Below are 20,757 nucleotides of genomic sequence, written 5' to 3' on the forward strand. Positions count from 1 at the left end.
AAAACTCCTTTTTACTATTCCCAATCTGGTTGTTGTTCTGGCGCCGCGTTATAGAAGGCTGGGATAGACAAACAATGGTGATAAATCGATTCAATTTTTGGAAACGCAGATAAATCAATCTTGAAGCGTTTCGCGTTGTAAACCTGTGGAATCAGACAGCAATCTGCAATTGTTGCTTCATTTCCAAAGCAAAATTGTCCGTTTGAATCTTGGAGTAGCTGTTCAAGATTTTGAAAGCCTTCAATAATCCAGTGCTGATACCAATAATTTTTTTGTTCGTCCGAAACATTTAAGTCATTTTTTAAATATTTCAGTACGCGTAAGTTGTTTAACGGGTGAATATCGCAAGCGATTGCCTGGGCAAAAGCACGAATTTTGGCTCTCTCTTGCACATTGATTGGAAGTAGTTTGGTTTCTGGATATTGCTCATCCAGATATTCCAAAATACTTAATGATTGAGACAAGGTTAAATCGCCGTCAATTAAAGTCGGGACTAGAGCACTGCGGTTTAACTTTAAATAGTCTTCGCTTTGCTGTTCGTTTTTTACCAGATGAACCGGAACAGTCTCATAAGCTAAACCTTTAATGTTTAGACCAATCCGTACTCTGTAGGCTGCAGAGCTACGAAAGTAACTATACAGCTTCATAGTCTGGCTCCGAAGTTTCTGCAAAGTCGAACGTTAATGCAGGAAGAACCGTATTTCGAACTTCACCGAAGCCAATGCGAATACCATTTTTCTCACAGTGACCTTTCATAATGAGTGTATCGCCGTCTTGCAAGAAACCACGAGTTTCACCATTGGCAAGTGTTAAAGGCTTGGTGGTGTTCCATGTAAGCTCAAGCAAGCTACCATACGAATCTGGTGTAGAACCTGAAATAGTACCTGAACCCATTAAATCGCCAACCTGAACATTACAGCCGCCAATGGTGTGGTGAGTGAGCTGTTGAGACATAGACCAATACATATATTTGAAATTGGTTTTGCAGATCACATCAGCTTGTGCCGATTTCGGACTTTGAATTTCAACACTCAAATTAATGTCGTAACTGTTGGCGATATTTTCTTGTAAATAAGCTAAAGGTTTAGGCTCTTGTTTTGGACCTTCGACTTTAAATGGCTCAAGTGCTTCAAGTGTTACCACCCAAGGTGAGATGGCACTAGCAAATGATTTTGAATTGAATGGACCTAGAGGCACATATTCCCATTGCTGGATATCGCGTGCTGACCAGTCATTGAGTAATACCATTCCAAAAATATGGTCCCACGCATTTTCAATCGAGATCGGTTGACCAAGCGCCGTTGGTTTACCAATAACAAATGCTGTTTCAAGTTCAAAATCGAGTTTACGCGATGCAGAAAAAACTGGGCGCTCTTCATTTGGAAGTTTAATTTGTCCAGAAGGACGCACAACTTGAGTGCCGCTGACTACAACAGAGCTAGCACGGCCGTTATAACCAACAGGCAATTCAGTCCAGTTTGGCAGTAAAGCATTTTTTGGGTCGCGGAACATACAGCCCACATTGGTTGCATGCTCTTTAGAAGAATAGAAATCGGTATAACCAGGCACCTGAAGAGGTAAATGCAAAGTAACGCTGTCTTGTTTAACTAAAACTTCTTGGCGTAATGCTTCATTTTCTTGAAGTGTTAAATTTTCAACTGAAAGAAGAGACTGTAACGTTTTACGAACTTTTGACCAGTTGGCTTTGCCAGACTCGATAAATTTATTCAGTGTCGGTTGATTAAAGTATGTATCTTGTTCTGAGAGTTTTAAAAGACCGTGCTTTTCAAGAGCAGCGAGATCAATCACCCAATCACCAATAGCTACACCAACCTGACGCTCGCCATCAGCTGTTTTGCTAAAAATACCATAAGGCAAATTATGAATAGTGAAATCTGATTGAGGTGAAACTTCAATAAAAGAGTTTAGTTTTTGTTCCATTTTCGCGTCCTTGTCTTTATCTCGGGTCTTATACAAATAAAAGTTCGGTCTAGGACTGAGCTACTCAATAAGTTTTTAACCTTTGCTTAGATCATCTGTCTTATGAGTTTGATATAGACCGAGCACAACCAATTGCTTCATGTCTCTATAATACTGAATTCATCAAATTACGCAATACATAATTTAATTACACATTTCATAATAATTGTCATTTCTTGTATTTTCTGTTTTCATTCGCGGTCATGAGAAAAGTCACGCAATTATTTTTTCATGAATATCTATGAAAGTTTGATCAATTTATGATATACGTAATTTATTGGAAAAAAATTACGTGACACGGATGAGAATAATCATATGTCAGCACAAGAGCAAGGAAACCTGAAACATGGTTTGAGTAATCGGCACATCCAGCTTATTGCATTGGGTGGGGCGATTGGCACAGGGCTTTTTCTTGGTATATCACAATCGATTAAATTAGCAGGTCCATCGGTCATCCTCGGTTATGCCATTGCAGGATTTATTGCTTTTTTAATGATGCGTCAGCTTGGTGAAATGGTGGTTGAAGAGCCAGTTAGTGGTTCTTTTAGTCATTTTGCCTATAAATATTGGGGACCATTTGCAGGGTTCATGTCAGGATGGAACTATTGGGTACTCAATGTGCTCGTCTGTATGGCAGAACTAAGTGCAATTGGTCTTTATATTCAATATTGGTGGCCGCAAATCCCAACGTGGGCATCTGCTTTAACCTTCTTTGTCTTAATTAATGGCATTAATTTGCTACATGTTAAGTTTTTTGGCGAAATGGAATTTTGGTTTTCTATCGTCAAAATCTTGGCGATTCTTGCAATGATTGGTTTTGGTTCATATTTACTTGCAACAGGCACGGCAGGTCCACAAGCAAGCATTTCGAACCTTTGGGCACTTGGTGGTTTCTTCCCATTTGGTGTTGAAGGCTTAGTCATGGCAATGGCGGTCATTATTTTTGCTTTTGGTGGTATCGAACTTTTCGGTATTACTGCGGCTGAAGCACGTGACCCTGATAAAACTTTACCTAAAGCTGTGAATCAAATTATTTACCGTATTTTGATTTTCTATATTGCGACACTTTTTGTTTTATTCTCGCTATTCCCATGGAACCAGATGGCACAAGGCGGTAGCCCGTTTGTGATGGTATTTGCTTCTTTAGATAGCCAAGGAATTGCAACGTTATTAAACTTTGTGATTTTGACTGCTGCTGTTTCAGTTTATAACGGTACAAGCTATTGCAGCAGCCGTATGCTATTGGGCCTTGCACAACAAGGAAATGCGCCAAAAGCATTTGCACACATTAATAAACGCGGTATTCCAACCAATGCAGTGATCCTTTCTGCTGCTGTGACTATTTTATGTGTATTGTTAAATTATATTTTCCCTGAAAAAGCATTTGGTTTACTCATGATGCTCGTGGTTGCAGCCATTGTGATTAACTGGGTTGTAATTTCATGGACGCATTTAAAATTCCGAAAATATATGCAACGCCAAGGGCAAACAACGAAGTTCCCAAGCTTCATGTATCCATTTAGCAACTATTTATGCATCGTATTTATGTTGGGCATTTTAATTGTGATGTCTTTAACACCAGATATGCGTGTTGCGGTCATGATGATTCCTGGCTGGATCTTATGTTTGATGGTGGCTTATCAATTTAAACGCCGCAAACTAAAAGCTGAGCAGTCTTTAACTGCTGTAGAAGCCGATATTTAATAACAGCGTAAGTTGTAGGTATCAAAAGGACGTATCTCATACGTCCTTTTTTATTTTTAAAATTTAACAACAGAAATTAAAGGACTTTATTATTGTTATAATATAACATTTGTTCAATTTAATGATGAGCAGTCTTCCCATTTTTGGCGAAGATAGAGCATATTTATGAAACGTTATTTAGGTTTAATTTTATTATCTCTTACAGCGTGTAGTACTCAAACGCCCAAGCCAACAACTCCTCTATACACCCACACTTTGCCGCAGCCTAAAAAAACAGTGGTCAGGATAAAACAACAACCCGAAGATTATGTGGCTTGGATCGCAACTGCAGATCACGGACAGTCTGTACAAGCTTATAAGCAATTTCTTAAGCAAAAAGGGCTTGCCAATTTGGTTCCAGACCATGAGTTATTACGCTCGGCTCGCGATTGGCAAAAATGTGGAGTTGAACCGTATGCGGTGCCACCAAGAGAGATTTGGTCCAACATCGTTCCGACGCTTAGCATTTTAAAAGCATTGGTTGACGATGGGGTAATTAACGATTTTGAAGTGACATCGGCCTATCGAGCTTTATCTTTAAACCGTTGTGCAGGTGGTGCAGATGCTTCTCGACATGTCTTTAATGCAGCGCTTGATTTTCGAATTGGAGCAGAACAGCCTACCGATTTAGACCAGTTTAATATTCAACAAACCAAAACCAAACTTTGTCAGTTCTGGGAAACCAAGGGGCAAGCACTTAACATGGGGCTGGGTGTTTATGCTTCGGGACAAATTCATATTGATAGCCAAGGATTCCGTTCATGGGGACCTGACCATCACTATAGAACCTCGATTTGTCAGTAACTATAAAAGCAATTTTTTCAAAGACTAAATGAATGGGCTTAAATAAAACTGGAATAAAAACTTGATCAATAGTTATGTTATAACATAACATTATTGTGGTTTAGAAATAGATTACGCTTGTGATCTGGCCATATTTAAATGGCCAGCCATGATCAGTTTAAATATTATTCAAAGAGATCAAGCCATGCGCACTGCAATCGCCAACTCATTTGCCAAGCTTCCCGTCACTGTTTTATCTGGCTTTTTGGGTGCAGGAAAGACCACATTACTCAACCATATTTTAAATAATCGTGAAGGCCGCCGTATTGCCGTGATTGTTAATGATATGTCAGAGGTGAATATTGATGCAGCATTAGTACGCGAAGGTGGGGCGGAACTTTCAAGGACAGATGAAAAACTGGTTGAAATGAGTAATGGCTGTATCTGTTGCACGCTACGAGAAGATTTACTGGTTGAGGTTAAACGTTTAGCTGATGAAGGACGCTTTGATCAATTGGTGATTGAGTCAACTGGCATTTCTGAACCGTTGCCTGTTGCAGAAACCTTTACCTTTGAAGATGAAGATGGAAACTCTCTCAATGAGTTTGCTCGACTCGACACCATGGTTACTGTAGTCGATGCTTTTAACTTTCTTAAAGATTACAGTTCAATCGACTCCCTGCAACAACGTGGTGAGTCCTTGGGCGAACAAGATGAGCGAACTGTGGTCGACCTTCTTATTGACCAGATTGAGTTTTGTGATGTGATTATGCTGAATAAAATTGATTTGATTGATCAGGTTCAGCAAGACCAACTCATCGCAATTTTAAAAACTCTAAACCCGCGTGCTCGAATTGAAATTGCTCAATTTGGAAAGATCGCTTTAGATAAAATCTTAAATACACAGCTATTTGACTTTGATGAAGCCGCACAAGCACCGGGCTGGTTAAAAGAGTTACGTGGAGAACATACGCCAGAGACTGAAGAGTATGGAATCAGTAGCTTTGTTTACCGCGCGCGTCGACCTTTCCATCCAGAACGTTTTTATGATTTGGTGCAGGCTGAATGGCCGGGTGTCGTTCGTTCTAAAGGCTTTTTCTGGTTGGCTGCTGAACCGACATTGGCTTATTCATGGTCACAAGCAGGTGCGATGGCACGACATGGCTTGGCAGGCTATTGGTGGGCGGCCGTTGCAGAAGAAGACTGGCCGAGTGACTTAGACAGCATCGAACAAATTAAAAAGGTTTGGGACGCTCAAACAGGTGATGCACGTCAGGAGCTGGTGTTAATTGGTATGCAAATGGATGAGCAAGCTTTAATAGAACGCTTAGACCGTTGCTTGTTAAGTGATGAAGAAATGGCTTTAGGACCACCAGCTTGGCAGAACTGGTCTAATCCTTTTAAACAAGAAGATGAAACCATGTTGATTGCTTAATTAAAAAAGCCCCTGATTTAAAGGGGCTTTTTTTATGATTTGTCTTTAATAAAAATCTTTCGAATGTAACTGTTAAGTGGGGTGGAATAATATTTTTCAATTGCTGCGCTGATAATAAAGGTCAGAACCAAATAGCCAATTAAAAGCATAATTTTGATGCTAGAGTCGGTTTGAGCCGGAACAAAAGCAACTTTCATAAGACCCAGCACAACCAGATGAAACAAATAAGTTTCATAACTTCTTTGCCCCAACCAAACCATGATTTTTGTAAAGAGGTTATGCGCTTGTGTTCCAGAAGGATGTTGAAAACACAAAATCATTAAGCCTGTGGCAAGAGCAAATAAGCTAATACCCCAAGTACTCACTTCTTTAATTGGTGCATATAAATAAAGAGCGACCATACTCAAAATAATCAACCAAGAAAGAGGTTTTTTATAGTGCCAATTTGGCTGATATTTATGAGAAAAAATCGCAGTTAAACAGCCAATTGCTATACCATCAAAGCTCGAAAAATAATGATATAAATAAGCGCCGCTTTCTTCTCCAAAATGGAGAGACCTAAAATAAGGTCCGTATAAAATGACTCCAATCAGTACAGCAATAAAGACCTTATTACTACGCGTGAACAGGCACAATAATGGAAAAACAAAGTAAAAAACTTCTTCTACAGAGAGCGACCACAACACGCCCAAAGCATAGTTTACCCAACCGAATTTAATAATCAGGATGTTCATCCAGAAGGTTAAAGCTGCAAATATGGTTAAAGGATAGGAAACCTCAATACCATTGGGTGCTTGGTTCATAAAGGGTTTTAAGTCAAATGAACCAAGTATGCTTACCCCTAAAATGAGTAATATCAGACACGGTAAAATACGGGCTGCTCGGCGGATATAAAAATGCTTGAGGTTAATTGCGGAAAATTGTTTATCTCTTTTTAAAGTGTGATGGGTGATTAAAAAACCCGAAATCACAAAAAACATGGTGACGCCATAATTTCCGTTTCTTGCGATGACTGTGCTAAATGCTTCACCTAAGAAATCAAAACCTAACCATGTATCTTTAAGTTTATAGGGAATATTAAAATGATGTAAAAGAACCAAAAGGATAGACATTCCTCGAAGAATATCTATTTTATAATTACGCATTCGATGTGCTTCCAGTTTTATTAATATACTGTGTGGCTGAAGAATACTATCGATCAGTTATTTTAAATAAAAATTTTAAGCAGCATTTCGTAAATCAGAAAAGACGATACTTTTTACATCCTTGAGTTGAGCACGGGCATAGCAGAAATAACTATTAAATAAATATTGATAAAGCCTTTATATATTTGAATTTCTCTACATAAAACTTTAAATTAGCTCTTATCGAGCTATGTTTATTTTTTAAACTTTTTAAAATCTATTTAATTCATAAATTAACATGTTGTATGTGGTTGTATATACATAGCATGTCAACTAAAATACCTTTTTGCCTGCCGCCTTTTTGAGTATTTGTTATGCCCAGAACATCAAAACAAGAACATGCTGAGCTTTCGATTGAAGCTGATAGTCCAGTTCCTTTATACCAACGCGTCAAACAGCTAATTTCACAAAAAATTTATGAAGGCTCGTGGGCTGTAAATAAAAAAATTCCTTCGGAAAGTGAGTTGGTTAATCAACTCGGTTGTAGCCGTATGACTGTAAACCGTGCGCTTCGTGAGTTAACGACGGAGGGCCTACTTGTTCGAATTCAAGGCGTTGGTTCGTTCGTAGCTGAAGGGCAAGGCCGAACTGCACTTTTTCAAATTAATAATATTGCCGATGAGATTATTGCACGAAACCATAAGCACCACGCTGAAGTTTTAGTCTTAGAACAAATTTATGCAAATGCAGAGCAAAGCGTGTTAATGCAAACTCGCGAAGGGCAAAGATTATTTCACTCGATTATTGTGCATTATGAAAATGATGTACCTGTTCAGGTCGAAGATCGTTTAGTCGACGCAGCGCTCATTCCAGATTATCTACAACAAGATTTTAAAACCATTACCCCAAATGCTTACCTCATGGCAAAAGCACCTGTGTCCGAAGGTGAGCATATTGTTGAGGCAGTTTTAGCATCTCCTCAAGAGTGTAAATGGTTGAAGATTACCAAAGCTGAGCCGTGTTTACTGATCCGTCGCCGCACATGGTCAAACAAGCAATTGATTTCAAGTGCGCGTTTGATTTATCCGGGCAGCCGCTATTATCTCGAAGGGAAATTTAACCCATGATTGAATTGATCAGGGCCGATCAATATACAAAAATGCTTTGGAAAAATGGTGCGGGTTTCACTTTAGAAATTGCTCGAAGCCAAGGGGATGCTGATTTCGATTGGCGTATTTCGATGGCAGATGTGACCACTTCCGGGCCATTTTCATTATTTCCTAATAAGCAGCGAATTATTAGTGTGCTTGATGGAAAAGGCATGGTGCTGCATGTCGATGATCTTCCTGCCAAAACGCTGAACCAAGGCGATATTTTTGCTTTTCATGGCGAAAGTCAGGTTCAAAGTGAACTGGTAGACGGGGCAATTCGAGATTTAAATTTAATTTATGATCCTGCAAAGTTTCATGCTCGTTTTCAGTGGTTGAATGATGCAGCTGAGCAGGCATTTATTAGCTCGGCAGATCTGATTTTTATTTTTAATCAGGGTGATGAAACACAAGTAAATGTGGATGATCATTCCGTTCAGGTTGCTGCTCACGAGACGCTAAAAATTGAGAGAAATGCTGGCGTGACATCGATCAGTTTTCCCAAAAGACAACTCAAAAGCTGCTATGTCATTGAGTTAATTCAAGGATAAAACAATAGAATTTACTACTTAAAAAGCACGTGTCGATTTAAAAGACATGTGCTTTTTTTATACCTAATATAAAAATAAATTAATTTAATTCATAAGCTTATTCAATTTTTTTAAAAAAATATGAGTAACCCTCTTCACGCCGTAAAATATTTGTGTAGTATATGGATGTATATACAAGTTAATACATTACTATACAAATGCAGAAACAAGTGATGTTCTGCTGATGTAAGCTCAAAGGAAGGAGTCCGCCTGTGACAACAACGACAACAAAATTTCGTGATGTAGAAATTCGTGCACCACGTGGCACTGAATTAACGGCTAAGAGTTGGTTAACTGAAGCCCCATTACGTATGTTGATGAATAACCTTGATCCGGACGTTGCAGAAAACCCGAAAGAGTTAGTTGTATACGGCGGTATTGGTCGTGCAGCACGAAACTGGGAATGTTTCGACAAAATTGTAGATACTTTAAAAAATCTTGAAACTGATGAAACTTTATTAGTTCAATCAGGCAAACCAGTAGGTGTATTTAAAACTCATAAAGATGCACCACGCGTTTTAATTGCAAACTCAAACCTTGTACCGCACTGGGCAAACTGGGAACACTTTAACGAATTAGATGCAAAAGCACTCGCAATGTACGGTCAAATGACAGCGGGTTCTTGGATCTACATCGGTAGCCAAGGCATTGTGCAAGGTACTTATGAAACTTTCGTTGAAGCTGGCCGCCAACATTACAATGGTGATTTAAACGGTCGTTGGGTTCTTACTGCTGGTTTAGGCGGTATGGGTGGCGCTCAGCCTTTAGCTGCAACACTTGCAGGGGCTTGTTCTTTAAACATCGAATGTCAGCAAGCAAGTATCGATTTCCGTTTACGTACTCGTTATGTAGATGAGCAAGCAACTGATTTAGACGATGCTTTAGCGCGTATTGATCGTTACACCAAAGAAGGTAAGGTCATTTCAATTGCGCTTCATGGCAATGCTGCAGAAATTTTACCTGAGCTTGTTCGCCGTGGTGTACGTCCTGACATGGTAACCGACCAAACAAGTGCACACGATCCACTCAATGGCTACTTACCAGTAGGCTGGACTTGGGATGAATACCGTGAACGTGCCAAAACTGAACCAGAAGCTGTTGTAAAAGCTGCAAAACAGTCGATGGCGAAACACGTACAAGCGATGCTCGATTTCCAAAAAATGGGTGTTCCAACATTTGACTACGGTAATAACATCCGTCAAATGGCGAAAGAAGAAGGCGTAGAAAACGCTTTTGATTTCCCTGGCTTTGTACCTGCTTATATCCGTCCATTGTTCTGCCGTGGTATTGGTCCATTCCGTTGGGCAGCGCTTTCTGGTGACCCAGAAGACATTTATAAAACAGATGCTAAAGTTAAAGAATTAATTCCTGATGATGAACATTTACATCACTGGTTAGACATGGCACGTGAACGCATTAGCTTCCAAGGCTTACCAGCGCGTATTTGTTGGGTTGGTCTAGGCTTACGTGCAAAACTTGGTTTGGCATTTAACGAAATGGTTCGTAGTGGTGAATTATCAGCTCCAGTTGTGATTGGTCGTGACCACTTAGACTCAGGTTCAGTTGCGAGTCCAAACCGTGAAACTGAAGCAATGCAAGATGGATCAGATGCAGTATCAGACTGGCCTTTATTAAACGCTTTGCTTAATACTGCGGGCGGCGCAACTTGGGTATCTCTACACCATGGTGGTGGTGTAGGTATGGGCTTCTCTCAACACTCAGGCGTTGTGATTGTGTGTGACGGTACAGATGAAGCTGCTGCACGTATTGCTCGTGTACTGACCAATGACCCTGCAACAGGTGTTATGCGTCATGCCGATGCCGGTTATGAAATTGCGATTAACTGTGCGAAAGAGCAAGGCTTAAACTTGCCAATGATCACGCAATAAAAATACATGGAAGAACTGGCGGTGCTTTTTGCAATTGTGAAAAGCACTGTCTCAGCAGAATATAGTGCAAAAAATTAGGAAGCCAACATGGAATTACTGATCCAACCGGGAAAATTAACCTTAGCTGATTTACGTCAAGCTTACCTCAACCCGATTAAAGTTAAGTTAGATGAAAGTGCGTCAGCTGCAATCAACGCAAGCGTGGCTTGTGTAGAACAGATTGTAAATGAAGGGCGTACAGCTTACGGCATTAACACAGGTTTTGGTTTACTTGCTTCAACCAAGATTGCTCCTGAAGATTTAGAAAAATTACAGCGTTCGTTAGTTCTTTCCCATGCAGCAGGTGTAGGTGAAGCACTTGATGATGCAATGGTTCGTTTAATTATTCTATTGAAAGCAAATAGCTTGGCACGTGGCTTCTCAGGTATTCGCCGTAAAGTCATTGATGCTTTGTTGGCTTTAATTAATGCTGAAGTTTATCCGCACATTCCTCTTAAAGGTTCAGTCGGCGCTTCAGGTGACTTGGCACCACTTGCACATATGTCTTTGATTTTACTTGGTGAAAGTAAAGCGCGTTATAAAGGTGAATGGTTACCAGCAGTTGAAGCTTTAAAAATTGCAGGCTTAGAACCAATTTCTTTAGCAGCGAAAGAAGGCTTGGCACTTTTAAACGGTACACAAGTTTCGACTGCTTATGCTTTACGTGGCTTGTTTGAAGCTGAAGATTTATTTGCTGCTGCGACAGTTTGTGGTGGCTTAAGTGTTGAAGCAATGCTGGGTTCACGCTCACCGTTCGATGCACGTATTCATGAAGTACGTGGTCAACGTGGTCAAATTGATGTTGCGGCGGCTTATCGTGACTTATTGACGGATTCGAGTGAAATTGCACATTCACACGAAGACTGTAGCAAAGTTCAAGATCCCTATTCTTTACGTTGCCAACCACAGGTGATGGGTGCATGTCTAACTCAAATCCGTCAGGCTGCTGAAGTTTTAGAAATTGAAGCAAATGCGGTATCTGATAACCCACTTGTTTTCGCAGAACAAGGTGATGTGATTTCTGGTGGTAACTTCCACGCAGAACCTGTAGCAATGGCGGCAGATAATTTAGCATTGGCAATCGCAGAAATTGGTTCACTTTCAGAACGTCGTATTTCGATGATGATGGACCGTCACATGTCACAGCTTCCACCGTTCTTGGTTGCAAATGGTGGTGTGAACTCAGGCTTCATGATTGCTCAAGTGACAGCAGCAGCTCTTGCGAGTGATAACAAAGCACTTGCACATCCAGCGAGTGTTGATAGTTTGCCAACTTCAGCGAATCAGGAAGACCATGTATCAATGGCTCCGAATGCAGGTAAACGTCTTTGGTATATGGCTGACAACGTTCGTGGCATTTTAGCTGTCGAATGGTTAGGCGCTTGTCAGGGTCTAGACTTCCGTGAAGGCTTAAAAAGCTCGCCTAAACTTGAACAAGCTCGTAAAATCTTGCGCGATCAAGTTCCTTACTACAGTGAAGACCGTTTCTTTGCTCCTGATATTGAACAAGCAAGTGAATTACTTTCGAGTGGCTGTTTAAACGAGTTACTTATTCCAAAACTACTCCCTAGTTTATCTGAAGTGTGATTGATAAAACGGTCACATGGAGTGGCCGAATCTAACTAAATTTCCTCAAGGATTGGAGATTATAATGTCACAAAACTCCACACTACAGCGGGGATTGAACACCCGCCATATTCGTTTCTTGGCATTGGGCTCAGCAATTGGAACTGGGCTTTTCTATGGTTCGGCTACCGCCATTAAAATGGCGGGGCCTTCAGTATTATTGGCGTATATCGTTGCAGGGATTGCAATTTATATCGTTATGCGCGCACTGGGTGAAATGGCTGTCCATAACCCAGTATCCGGTTCATTTAGTCACTATGCATCACAATACATTAGTCCTCTGGCAGGTTTTACGACAGGCTGGACCTATGTTTTTGAAATGGTGATTGTTGCGATTGCCGATGTCACCGCTTTTGGTATTTATATGGGGTTCTGGTATCCCGATGTACCACGGTGGATCTGGATTTTATCCCTAATTATGTTCTTGGGTGCTATTAACCTGATTCACGTTAAAGTCTTTGGTGAACTCGAATTCTGGCTTTCCATCATTAAAGTCAGTGCCATTGTTGCCATGATTTTAGGCGGAATAGGGTTAATGTTCTATGGCTTCCACGCTGACCATAGCAGTGTGGTACCGGGTATTCAAAACTTATGGATTTATGATGGCTTTATGCCGCATGGCATTGCAGGCTTAGTTGCATGTTTATCTGTGGTTGTATTTGCTTTCGGTGGTATCGAAATTATCGGTTTAACTGCTGGTGAGTCACAAGACCCTAAAACCACTTTGCCAAAAGCAATTAATGCTGTTCCAGTACGTATTTTACTTTTCTATGTACTGACCATTTTTGTTTTGATGTCGATTTTCCCATGGAATCAAATTGGTAGCCAAGGTAGTCCATTTGTACAAATTTTTGAAAATTTAGGCATTAAATCTGCTGCGAATATTCTAAATATTGTGGTGGTGACTGCTGCGATTTCGGCAATTAATAGTGATGTATTTGGCGCTGGCCGTATGCTTTATGGTATGGCAAACCGTGGTCAAGCACCTCGCATTTTCCAAAAATTATCGCGTAATGGTGTGCCTTGGATGACTGTTGTGGTTATGGCTGGCGTGCTGTTAATTGGTGTGGTGTTGAACTACCTAATTCCTGAAAATGTATTCATGATCATTGCATCAATTGCGACTTTTGCAACGGTTTGGGTATGGCTCATGATTTTACTTTCGCAAGTTGCGATGCGCCGTAAATTATCTACTGCTGAAATTAAGGCACTGGATTTCCCTGTATGGGGTTGGCCAGTTGCACCTGCGTTCGCGATTGGTTTTATGGTGTTTATTTTAGTGATGATGGGTTATTTCCCTGATTCACGTCCTGCAATTTATGTCGGAATAACATGGCTTGCACTCTTAACTATTGCTTATCGCATATGGGTAAAACCACAGCAAAACTTGGGAAAGGAAAGTAATCCTATCCAGCAAAATGTTGAGATAGAAAGCTAACAAATGAACTGCCCAATGGTTTAACTATTGGGCAGTTTTGAGGAAAGGCTCATGAAAAAACTTTGGCAGAATTGCCACATTGCGACCATGCAAAATGGGCAATACTCCTACATTGAAGATGCTGCAATTGTCACAGAAGGGCATCTCATTCAGTGGATTGGAAAACAACAAGAACTTCCTACCGATACATATTCCGAAACAGTTGATTTAAACGGTGCTTGGGTGACCCCAGGGTTCATCGACTGCCATACGCATAGTGTATTTGGTGGCAACCGTAGTGTTGAGTTTGAAAAGCGCTTACAAGGTGTAAGTTATGCTGAAATTGCAGCAAGCGGTGGCGGTATTGCTAGTACAGTACGTGCAACGCGTGAAGCAAGCGAAGAACAACTATTAAATTCAGCACTTAAACGTATTCGTTGCATGCAACAAGACGGTGTAACGACTATCGAAATTAAGTCTGGTTACGGACTCAACTACGAAAACGAGCGCAAAATGCTGCGTGTGATCCGTCAAATTGGTGAAGCTTTACCAATGACGGTCAAAAGTACCTGTTTAGCTGCTCATGCTTTACCGCCAGAGTACAAAGACCAAAGCGATGCTTATATCGAGCATATCTGTACAGAAATGTTGCCTAAACTACATGCTGAAGGTTTAGTCGATGCAGTTGATGCGTTCTGTGAGCATTTAGCATTTTCACCTGCTCAGGTCGAACGTGTTTTTAAAACAGCACAATCATTGGGTCTACCCGTTAAGCTTCATGCTGAACAGCTTTCATCGCTAGGTGGCTCAAGCTTGGCAGCACATTATCATGCTTTGTCGGCTGACCATTTAGAGTACATGACCGAAGATGATGTCAAAGCAATGGCAGAGTCGGGTACGGTTGCTGTGTTACTACCGGGCGCCTTTTATCTATTACGTGAAACACAATATCCACCGATTGAAAGTCTCATTAAACATGGCGTGCGTATTGCGCTTTCGAGTGATTTAAATCCGGGCACATCTCCAGCACTTTCTTTACGTTTAATGCTCAACATGGGCAGTACGTTATTCCGTTTAACGCCTGAGCAAGCATTAGCTGGTGTCACCATTCATGCTGCACAAGCACTTGGTTTAGAGCAAACACACGGCAGTTTGGAGCAGGGTAAAGTCGCTGACTTTGTGGCTTGGGATATTGAGCATCCATCTGAAATTGTTTACTGGCTTGGCGGCGATTTGCCTAAGCGAGTCGTTCAGCATGGACAAGAAGTTATTTTTTAAACGGTGTCACATGAATCACACATTTAAATGGCAAGGTCGCCATGATGGCGAGGGTGAAGCACACCAACGTATTCACCATATTATGAATAAAACCCAACATGCTGAATTTGCGCTGATTGGTTTTAGCTCTGATGAAGGCGTGAAACGTAATAAAGGCCGAGTCGGTGCTGCCGATGCGCCAGATGCAATCCGTAATCAGCTTGCCAATTTACCTATTCATCGTCCAGTCAGTATTGTCGATTTAGGTACAGTGACCTGCGAATATGACAATTTAGAGCAAGCCCAAACCGAGTTGGCGGAGCAAGTCGCAACCAGCCTACAAAATGGTTTAAAACCGATTGTACTTGGTGGTGGACATGAAGTTGCATTTGGCAGCTTTAGCGGTATGTTCCAATATGTACAAGCCCACACGCCAGATAAAAAAATAGGCATTATTAATTTCGATGCCCATTTCGATTTGCGTGAAGCAGAGCATGCCACTTCTGGAACACCTTTTTTACAAGCAGCGCGACTTTCAGAACAGCATCAAAAACAATTTAATTATTTATGTATTGGGGTCGCTAATCACGCCAATACTAAAGTTTTGTTTGATACAGCCGATGCGCTAAATTGTTCATATTTACGCGATCATGAGGTTAATATTTTTAACCTATCAAACGTGCTTGCAGCGGTTGATGCTTTTATTGAAAAAGTAGACTATTTGTACGTTACGATTGATTTAGATGTCTTCACGGCTGCGGTTGCACCAGGGGTCAGTGCACCTGCTGTAAAAGGAATTGATTTAGCCACTTTTGAAGCAATTTTTAAGCATATTCAAGAGACTGGGAAAATCAAACTTTTAGATATTGCTGAGTGCAATCCAAAATTTGATTTAGACAATAGAACAGCAAAACTGGCTGCGTATATTGTTTATCAATATTTGTTTTCTTAAGAAACAATTTTTAATGTAGAAATTCAAAAGTGCACTGAGATTGCTCATGTGCACTTTTTTAAGTTTCTGAACCATTAAAGTCAGCTACGAAATATAGATAGCAACTATAAATAATTTAATTAAAAAGAAAATTAATTTATAAAATCATTGAGTTAAAAAATACTCGATTTTTACATTATTTTATATGCTGCTTGGCACGTAATTTGTTTTGTCTTTATTTTAACCTTCGTTAAATATTTCTGGATAATTAAATGAAAAACAGAACCTTACATTTTGCTTGTATCAGTGTTTTATTTTGGATGTCTCATTCTGCTGATGCTGCAACCCCCGAAATAAATACAAATACCATCGAAAAATCACAATCTAAACAAAACAGTGATGTCTCTGTTCAGGTGAAAGCTTTAAACCAGCTTTTACAAGAACAGTGGGAATATACTTTGAAAAATAATCCTGAAACTGCAACGACATTAGGCGATTTACGCTACAACAATCGATGGACCGAGGTTTCAAAAACTCAGATCGAGAAAGATAAAAAAAGTACTCAAAATTTTTTAAAACGTTTTGAAGCAATTGATAGCACGGGGTTTTCAGCAACTGATCAATTAAATAAAGATTTAATGATTTATCAGTTGAAAGAAACACTTAAAAATTATGATTTGAAATTGTATGAGATGCCTTTTAATCAAATGTGGGGGCTACATTTACAATTTCCGGGATTTATTAGTGCAATTCCATTTAATAATGCTAAGGAATATCAAGACTATATTGCTCGTTTAAAACAAATCCCACTTATTCTTGATCAAGGTATTCAGTTAGCAAAACAAGGACAAAAAGATGGTTTAATGCCACCGAAATATTTACTTGAAAAAGTGGTGAAGCAGGTTGATAGCATTGCAACTCCTGCAGGGAAAGACAGCGTGTTTGCTTCTCCATTAAAGCAATTTCCAAAAAACATTTCGAAAGCAGAACAAGAGCGTCTAAGCCGTGAAATACTACAGGCCATAGATCAGAATGTTCGGCCTGCTTATCAAAAACTCGGTACGTTTATTCAGAAAGATTACTTACCCTATGGACGACAACACGAGGGTATCTGGAGCTTGCCAAACGGTGACGAACTCTATCGCTTTTATGTAGAAAACAATACGACAACCTCGGAAAGCCCTGAAAATATTCATCAGCTCGGATTGAAAGAAGTTGCTCGTATAGAAGCGGAAATGCTGAAAATTGCTAAAGCACAAGGTTTCAATGACTTAAAAAGTTTCCAACAATCCTTAAAAACAAATCCCGCTGTTTTCTCAAAATCTCGTGAAGAAATTTTAGAGATTTATCGGGGATATATTGCCCAAATGCAACCAGAGTTGCCGAAGCTGTTTGGTTTATTACCCAAAAATAAAGTCGAAGTTTTACCTGTAGAGCAATATCGAGAAAAAGAAGCGGCAGGTGCGGAGTATCACCAAGGCACGCCTGATGGTTCACGCCCCGGACAGGTATATGTGAATACTGGAGACTTCTCTGAACGTTCAAAAATATCCATGGAAGCGACTGCTTACCATGAGGCAATTCCCGGCCACCATATGCAGATTGATATTGCCCAAAACCTGCCAAATTTGCCGATGTTCCGAAAGCAGCCTAACCACACTGCCTATATAGAAGGATGGGCACTTTATGCAGAGCAGTTGGGTAAAGATGTTGGTTTCTATAAAGACCCGCTTTCAGACTATGGAAGACTATCGAGTGAGTTGTTCCGTGCTTGTCGTTTAGTGGTGGACACTGGCGTACATTATAAAAAGTGGACACGCCAACAAATGATTGATTTTATGCGCGAACACTCAGCTTTAGATGAACCTGATATTCAGGCAGAGACTGATCGATATATTGCTATTCCCGCCCAAGCATTGGCATACAAGATGGGACAACTAAAAATTTTAGAGCTACGGGAGCTTGCGAAACAGGAGCTTGGAGATCGTTTTGATATCAAAGCGTTCCATGACATGATCTTAAATGCAGGAACACTGCCTTTAAATATATTGGATGCACGTATTAAAAATTGGATTAAGGAACAAAAAGCGGCAGCTTAAAACAAAATTCAAAATTTAGATCAGGTCCTCATTGGGCCTGATTTAAAAACAGAATATAATAATAAAAAATATATTTTCGAATTTGAAAATGGAAAAAAACCTAAAAGAATATCAGGCTATTATTTTTGATTTAGATGGCACCTTAGTCGACTCCTTTCATTTTTTTCTAAGCGTTTTAAATCAACTTTCCGCAAAGTATAAGTTTAAATCTGTAGAGCTACATGAAGTAGAGCAGTACAAACATCTTTCACCAAAAGAAATTATGAAAGAGATGAATGTTTCTAGGTGGAAACTACCTTGGATTGCCAAAGATTTCATTCGATTAATGAAAGAAAGAGACCAAGACGTTTACATGTTTGAAGGTATGCGGGATCACTTAATTGAACTGCATAAGCGGGGATATACGCTCGCAATTATTACTTCAAACTCTAAAGAAAACTGTCAAAGTATTCTTGGTACAGAACTATGTGAACTTTTTAGCCATATTGATGGTGGCTCGTCTATATTTGGCAAAGCTAAACGAATTAAGCATGTTCTCAGCATTTTGGATGTAAGTAAAAACCAAGCCATTTATGTCGGCGACCAAACCACGGATGGCGAAGCTGCACATAAAGCAGGCATTGATTTTGCTGCGGTAGGTTGGGGGTATACATCGGCTGAAAAATTAAAAACCATTCAGCCCAAAGTCGTGCTAACAGACTTAGCAACCATGAAAGAATTTTTCTAAATATATGAAATGCAGGACAAACCATGAATAACAATAACAACCCGATTGGAATGATTGATTCTGGTTTAGGTGGGTTGTCTCTCTTTAAGCATATTCGGCAGGCCCTTCCGAATGAAGATATTATCTATTTCGCTGACTCGAAATATGTCCCATATGGAGACAAAGAAAGCGACTGGATTGTTTCACGAACCACTCACTTAATCTCAAATCTTATAAATGACGGGAATTGCAAAGCGATTGTGGTTGCTTGTAACACCATGACGGCTGTAGCGATTGAAACGATTAGAGCACAAATTAGTGTTCCACTTATTGCCATAGAACCAGCGGTAAAACCTGCTGTAGCCATCACAAAAAGTAAGCATATTGCGGTTTTGGCAACTGCCACTACGGTTAGGGGCAAAAACTTAAAAAGTTTAATTGAAACATATGCGCAAGATATTAAAGTCTCTTTAGTGCCTTGTATTGGTCTGGCCGAAAAAATTGAAACGGGTAAAGCGCATACAGCGGAAGTTAAAGATTATTTAAAAAATATTTTGGCGCCGTTGGTCGAACAAAAAGTCGATACGATTATTTTAGGATGCACCCACTATCCGTTTGTTTCAGACACGATTCAGGAAATTGTAGGTCGTGATATACAAATTATTGAGCCTTCGGAAGCTGTAACAGCGCAATTAATTCGGCAGCTCAATCAATATCATTTAAGTTCTGAAAGTCCAAATGAAGGAAATCATATTATTTGGACCAGTTCAGACCCGTTGGAAGTTGCAGACGTGACTTTTTCTTTATTAGGTACGCATTTACCCGTAGAAACTACTGGTTTTTAAAGCCAAGAAAAACGCCTAGCCCCATAAAAATGAGTCCACCCATAACTGACATAGATTTTTGGGGCTTCTTCGATTTAGTTAATTTTTGGCTAATGTAATTGGCTAAAAACACACAAACCACATCAGCAGAAACAAAGATTAGATTCACTATAAGCCCCAGAATGATGAATTGAGACCAAACTGGAAAATCTAATGAGGTATTAATAAATTGGGGTAAAAATGCGATATAAAAAATAGCGGTTTTAGGGTTTAAAACTTCGACCAGAATGCTCTGCTTTAAAGATAATTGACCATTTTCAACATTTTGCTGAACAGTAGGGGACGAGGTAGATCTAATTAATTTAATGCCTAACCAAACTAAATACAAAGCACCTAAAATCTTAATAATATCATAGAGTTTTGGAATAATTTGAAAGATGGTCGTTAAGCCTAAAGAGGCTGCAATGATATGAAAACAACCTCCTAAGAAAATTCCAAATGCTGCCATCAAACCAGATTTTCTGCCGCGAGAAAGCGTCTGTGCAGCCGTATAAAGCATTGCCGGACCCGGGATATAAGCAAAAATAATTGTAGTAATTAAAAATGTAATGAAAAGCTCTAAAGAAATCATGTTTTACCTATCTTATTGTTACTATTTTTGAGTGAATTTTAAACAATTTAAAGTATATGAAATTTATAAGTATTTCAATTTTATAATCAGATTTATGGCTATAAAAACTCAAAATAACTTGATCTAACTTTTAGAGTCACTGTCAAAAAATCTCAATCACAAAACTCTAAGCTTAGAGCACCTAGATTAAGATATTTTTTATACTTAACTTTTCTCATCTTAGACGTATTTATATTAATTATTAATTTAAAATTAACGATCAATCTATTTTATTAACCAAATATATAACTCAATTTTAAATTTAATTAAAAACCATGAAAATAATAAAGAGGATAATATTATTTAAATATTAATAAAATTATTATATTTAAAATTTTTTATTAAAATAAATTGACGTAATTAAAATCACCGATTATTATCTCGTTGCTGGCCTACATTGCCAGACGGTTTTGACAGACCGTAAGTCCCCATAGCGGATTATAGTTCTACTATAAGTCGTTAGACCCTTGCGTCCCCTTTCTTTGCGGTAGGACGG

The 20,757-nt window shown here is 39.5% G+C and carries 17 protein-coding genes; 13 read left to right on the forward strand and 4 right to left on the reverse strand.

The window, feature by feature from the left end:
• Nucleotides 1–14 precede the first annotated feature (14 nt).
• Together maiA and fahA are read right to left on the reverse strand one after the other, a co-directional pair.
• The gene (gene maiA, locus K6I41_RS00340) at nt 15–647 is read right to left on the reverse strand and encodes a maleylacetoacetate isomerase (RefSeq protein ID WP_250374996.1); all 633 of its coding nucleotides are present in this window, start codon (nt 645–647) and stop codon (nt 15–17) included.
• Nucleotides 634–1,941 (reverse strand): fumarylacetoacetase, encoded by a 1,308-nt coding sequence (gene fahA, locus K6I41_RS00345; RefSeq protein WP_151988786.1) that lies wholly within the window; start codon nt 1,939–1,941, stop codon nt 634–636. The genes maiA and fahA overlap by 14 nt, the downstream gene beginning before the upstream one ends.
• Nucleotides 1,942–2,295: 354 nt before the next feature.
• Here fahA and K6I41_RS00350 point away from each other — a divergent pair, with 354 nt between their 5' ends.
• The 3 genes from K6I41_RS00350 to zigA all read left to right on the forward strand — a co-directional run bounded on the left by K6I41_RS00350 (nt 2,296) and on the right by zigA (nt 5,941).
• The gene (locus tag K6I41_RS00350; protein ID WP_250374997.1) at nt 2,296–3,684 is read left to right on the forward strand and encodes an amino acid permease; all 1,389 of its coding nucleotides are present in this window, start codon (nt 2,296–2,298) and stop codon (nt 3,682–3,684) included.
• A 165-nt stretch (nt 3,685–3,849) separates the two neighbouring features.
• Complete coding sequence (gene zrlA / locus K6I41_RS00355; protein ID WP_250374998.1) at nt 3,850–4,527, forward strand: D-Ala-D-Ala carboxypeptidase ZrlA; 678 nt, start codon at nt 3,850–3,852, stop codon at nt 4,525–4,527.
• A 148-nt stretch (nt 4,528–4,675) separates the two neighbouring features.
• The gene (gene zigA / locus K6I41_RS00360; RefSeq protein ID WP_250374999.1) at nt 4,676–5,941 is read left to right on the forward strand and encodes a zinc metallochaperone GTPase ZigA; all 1,266 of its coding nucleotides are present in this window, start codon (nt 4,676–4,678) and stop codon (nt 5,939–5,941) included.
• A 32-nt stretch (nt 5,942–5,973) separates the two neighbouring features.
• On the opposite strand, the gene K6I41_RS00365 is transcribed toward zigA, so the two are convergent.
• Nucleotides 5,974–7,086, reverse strand: coding sequence for an acyltransferase family protein (locus K6I41_RS00365; protein ID WP_250375000.1), 1,113 nt, complete (start codon nt 7,084–7,086; stop codon nt 5,974–5,976).
• Nucleotides 7,087–7,439: 353 nt separating this feature from the next.
• Between K6I41_RS00365 and hutC the strand changes: the two genes are divergently transcribed.
• The 10 genes from hutC (at nt 7,440) to murI (ending at nt 19,612) form a co-directional block, all read left to right on the forward strand.
• Nucleotides 7,440–8,192 carry a histidine utilization transcriptional repressor HutC gene (gene hutC / locus K6I41_RS00370; protein WP_005066641.1) on the forward strand — a complete coding sequence of 251 codons (753 nt, stop codon included), beginning with the start codon at nt 7,440–7,442 and terminating at the stop codon, nt 8,190–8,192.
• Nucleotides 8,189–8,764: a HutD/Ves family protein gene (locus tag K6I41_RS00375; RefSeq protein ID WP_250375001.1), complete on the forward strand. Its 576-nt coding sequence runs from the start codon at nt 8,189–8,191 to the stop codon at nt 8,762–8,764. The genes hutC and K6I41_RS00375 overlap by 4 nt, the downstream gene beginning before the upstream one ends.
• 251 nt (nt 8,765–9,015) lie before the next feature.
• Nucleotides 9,016–10,692 (forward strand): urocanate hydratase, encoded by a 1,677-nt coding sequence (gene hutU / locus K6I41_RS00380; protein ID WP_005300451.1) that lies wholly within the window; start codon nt 9,016–9,018, stop codon nt 10,690–10,692.
• 87 nt (nt 10,693–10,779) lie between these two features.
• Complete coding sequence (gene hutH, locus K6I41_RS00385; protein ID WP_005300454.1) at nt 10,780–12,318, forward strand: histidine ammonia-lyase; 1,539 nt, start codon at nt 10,780–10,782, stop codon at nt 12,316–12,318.
• A gap of 64 nt (nt 12,319–12,382) precedes the next feature.
• Nucleotides 12,383–13,795, forward strand: a complete 1,413-nt coding sequence (locus K6I41_RS00390; protein ID WP_005300457.1) for an amino acid permease — start codon at nt 12,383–12,385, stop codon at nt 13,793–13,795.
• A gap of 51 nt (nt 13,796–13,846) precedes the next feature.
• Complete coding sequence (gene hutI, locus K6I41_RS00395; protein ID WP_250375002.1) at nt 13,847–15,052, forward strand: imidazolonepropionase; 1,206 nt, start codon at nt 13,847–13,849, stop codon at nt 15,050–15,052.
• A gap of 10 nt (nt 15,053–15,062) precedes the next feature.
• Complete coding sequence (gene hutG, locus K6I41_RS00400) at nt 15,063–15,983, forward strand: formimidoylglutamase (RefSeq protein WP_250375003.1); 921 nt, start codon at nt 15,063–15,065, stop codon at nt 15,981–15,983.
• Nucleotides 15,984–16,234: 251 nt separating this feature from the next.
• A complete protein-coding gene (locus K6I41_RS00405) occupies nt 16,235–18,061 on the forward strand; it encodes a DUF885 domain-containing protein (protein ID WP_250375004.1) in 1,827 nt (608 codons plus the stop codon).
• Nucleotides 18,062–18,149: 88 nt separating this feature from the next.
• Nucleotides 18,150–18,788, forward strand: a complete 639-nt coding sequence (locus tag K6I41_RS00410; protein ID WP_250375005.1) for an HAD family hydrolase — start codon at nt 18,150–18,152, stop codon at nt 18,786–18,788.
• Between the two features lie 23 nt (nt 18,789–18,811).
• Nucleotides 18,812–19,612, forward strand: coding sequence for a glutamate racemase (gene murI / locus K6I41_RS00415; RefSeq protein ID WP_250375006.1), 801 nt, complete (start codon nt 18,812–18,814; stop codon nt 19,610–19,612).
• On the opposite strand, the gene K6I41_RS00420 is transcribed toward murI, so the two are convergent.
• The gene (locus tag K6I41_RS00420; protein WP_191000952.1) at nt 19,599–20,222 is read right to left on the reverse strand and encodes a LysE family translocator; all 624 of its coding nucleotides are present in this window, start codon (nt 20,220–20,222) and stop codon (nt 19,599–19,601) included. The two genes, murI and K6I41_RS00420, sit on opposite strands and share 14 nt — an antisense overlap.
• Nucleotides 20,223–20,757: the final 535 nt, after the last annotated feature.

It is taken from the genome of Acinetobacter sp. AS23, from assembly GCF_023612055.1.
GTDB lineage: Bacteria > Pseudomonadota > Gammaproteobacteria > Pseudomonadales > Moraxellaceae > Acinetobacter > Acinetobacter oleivorans.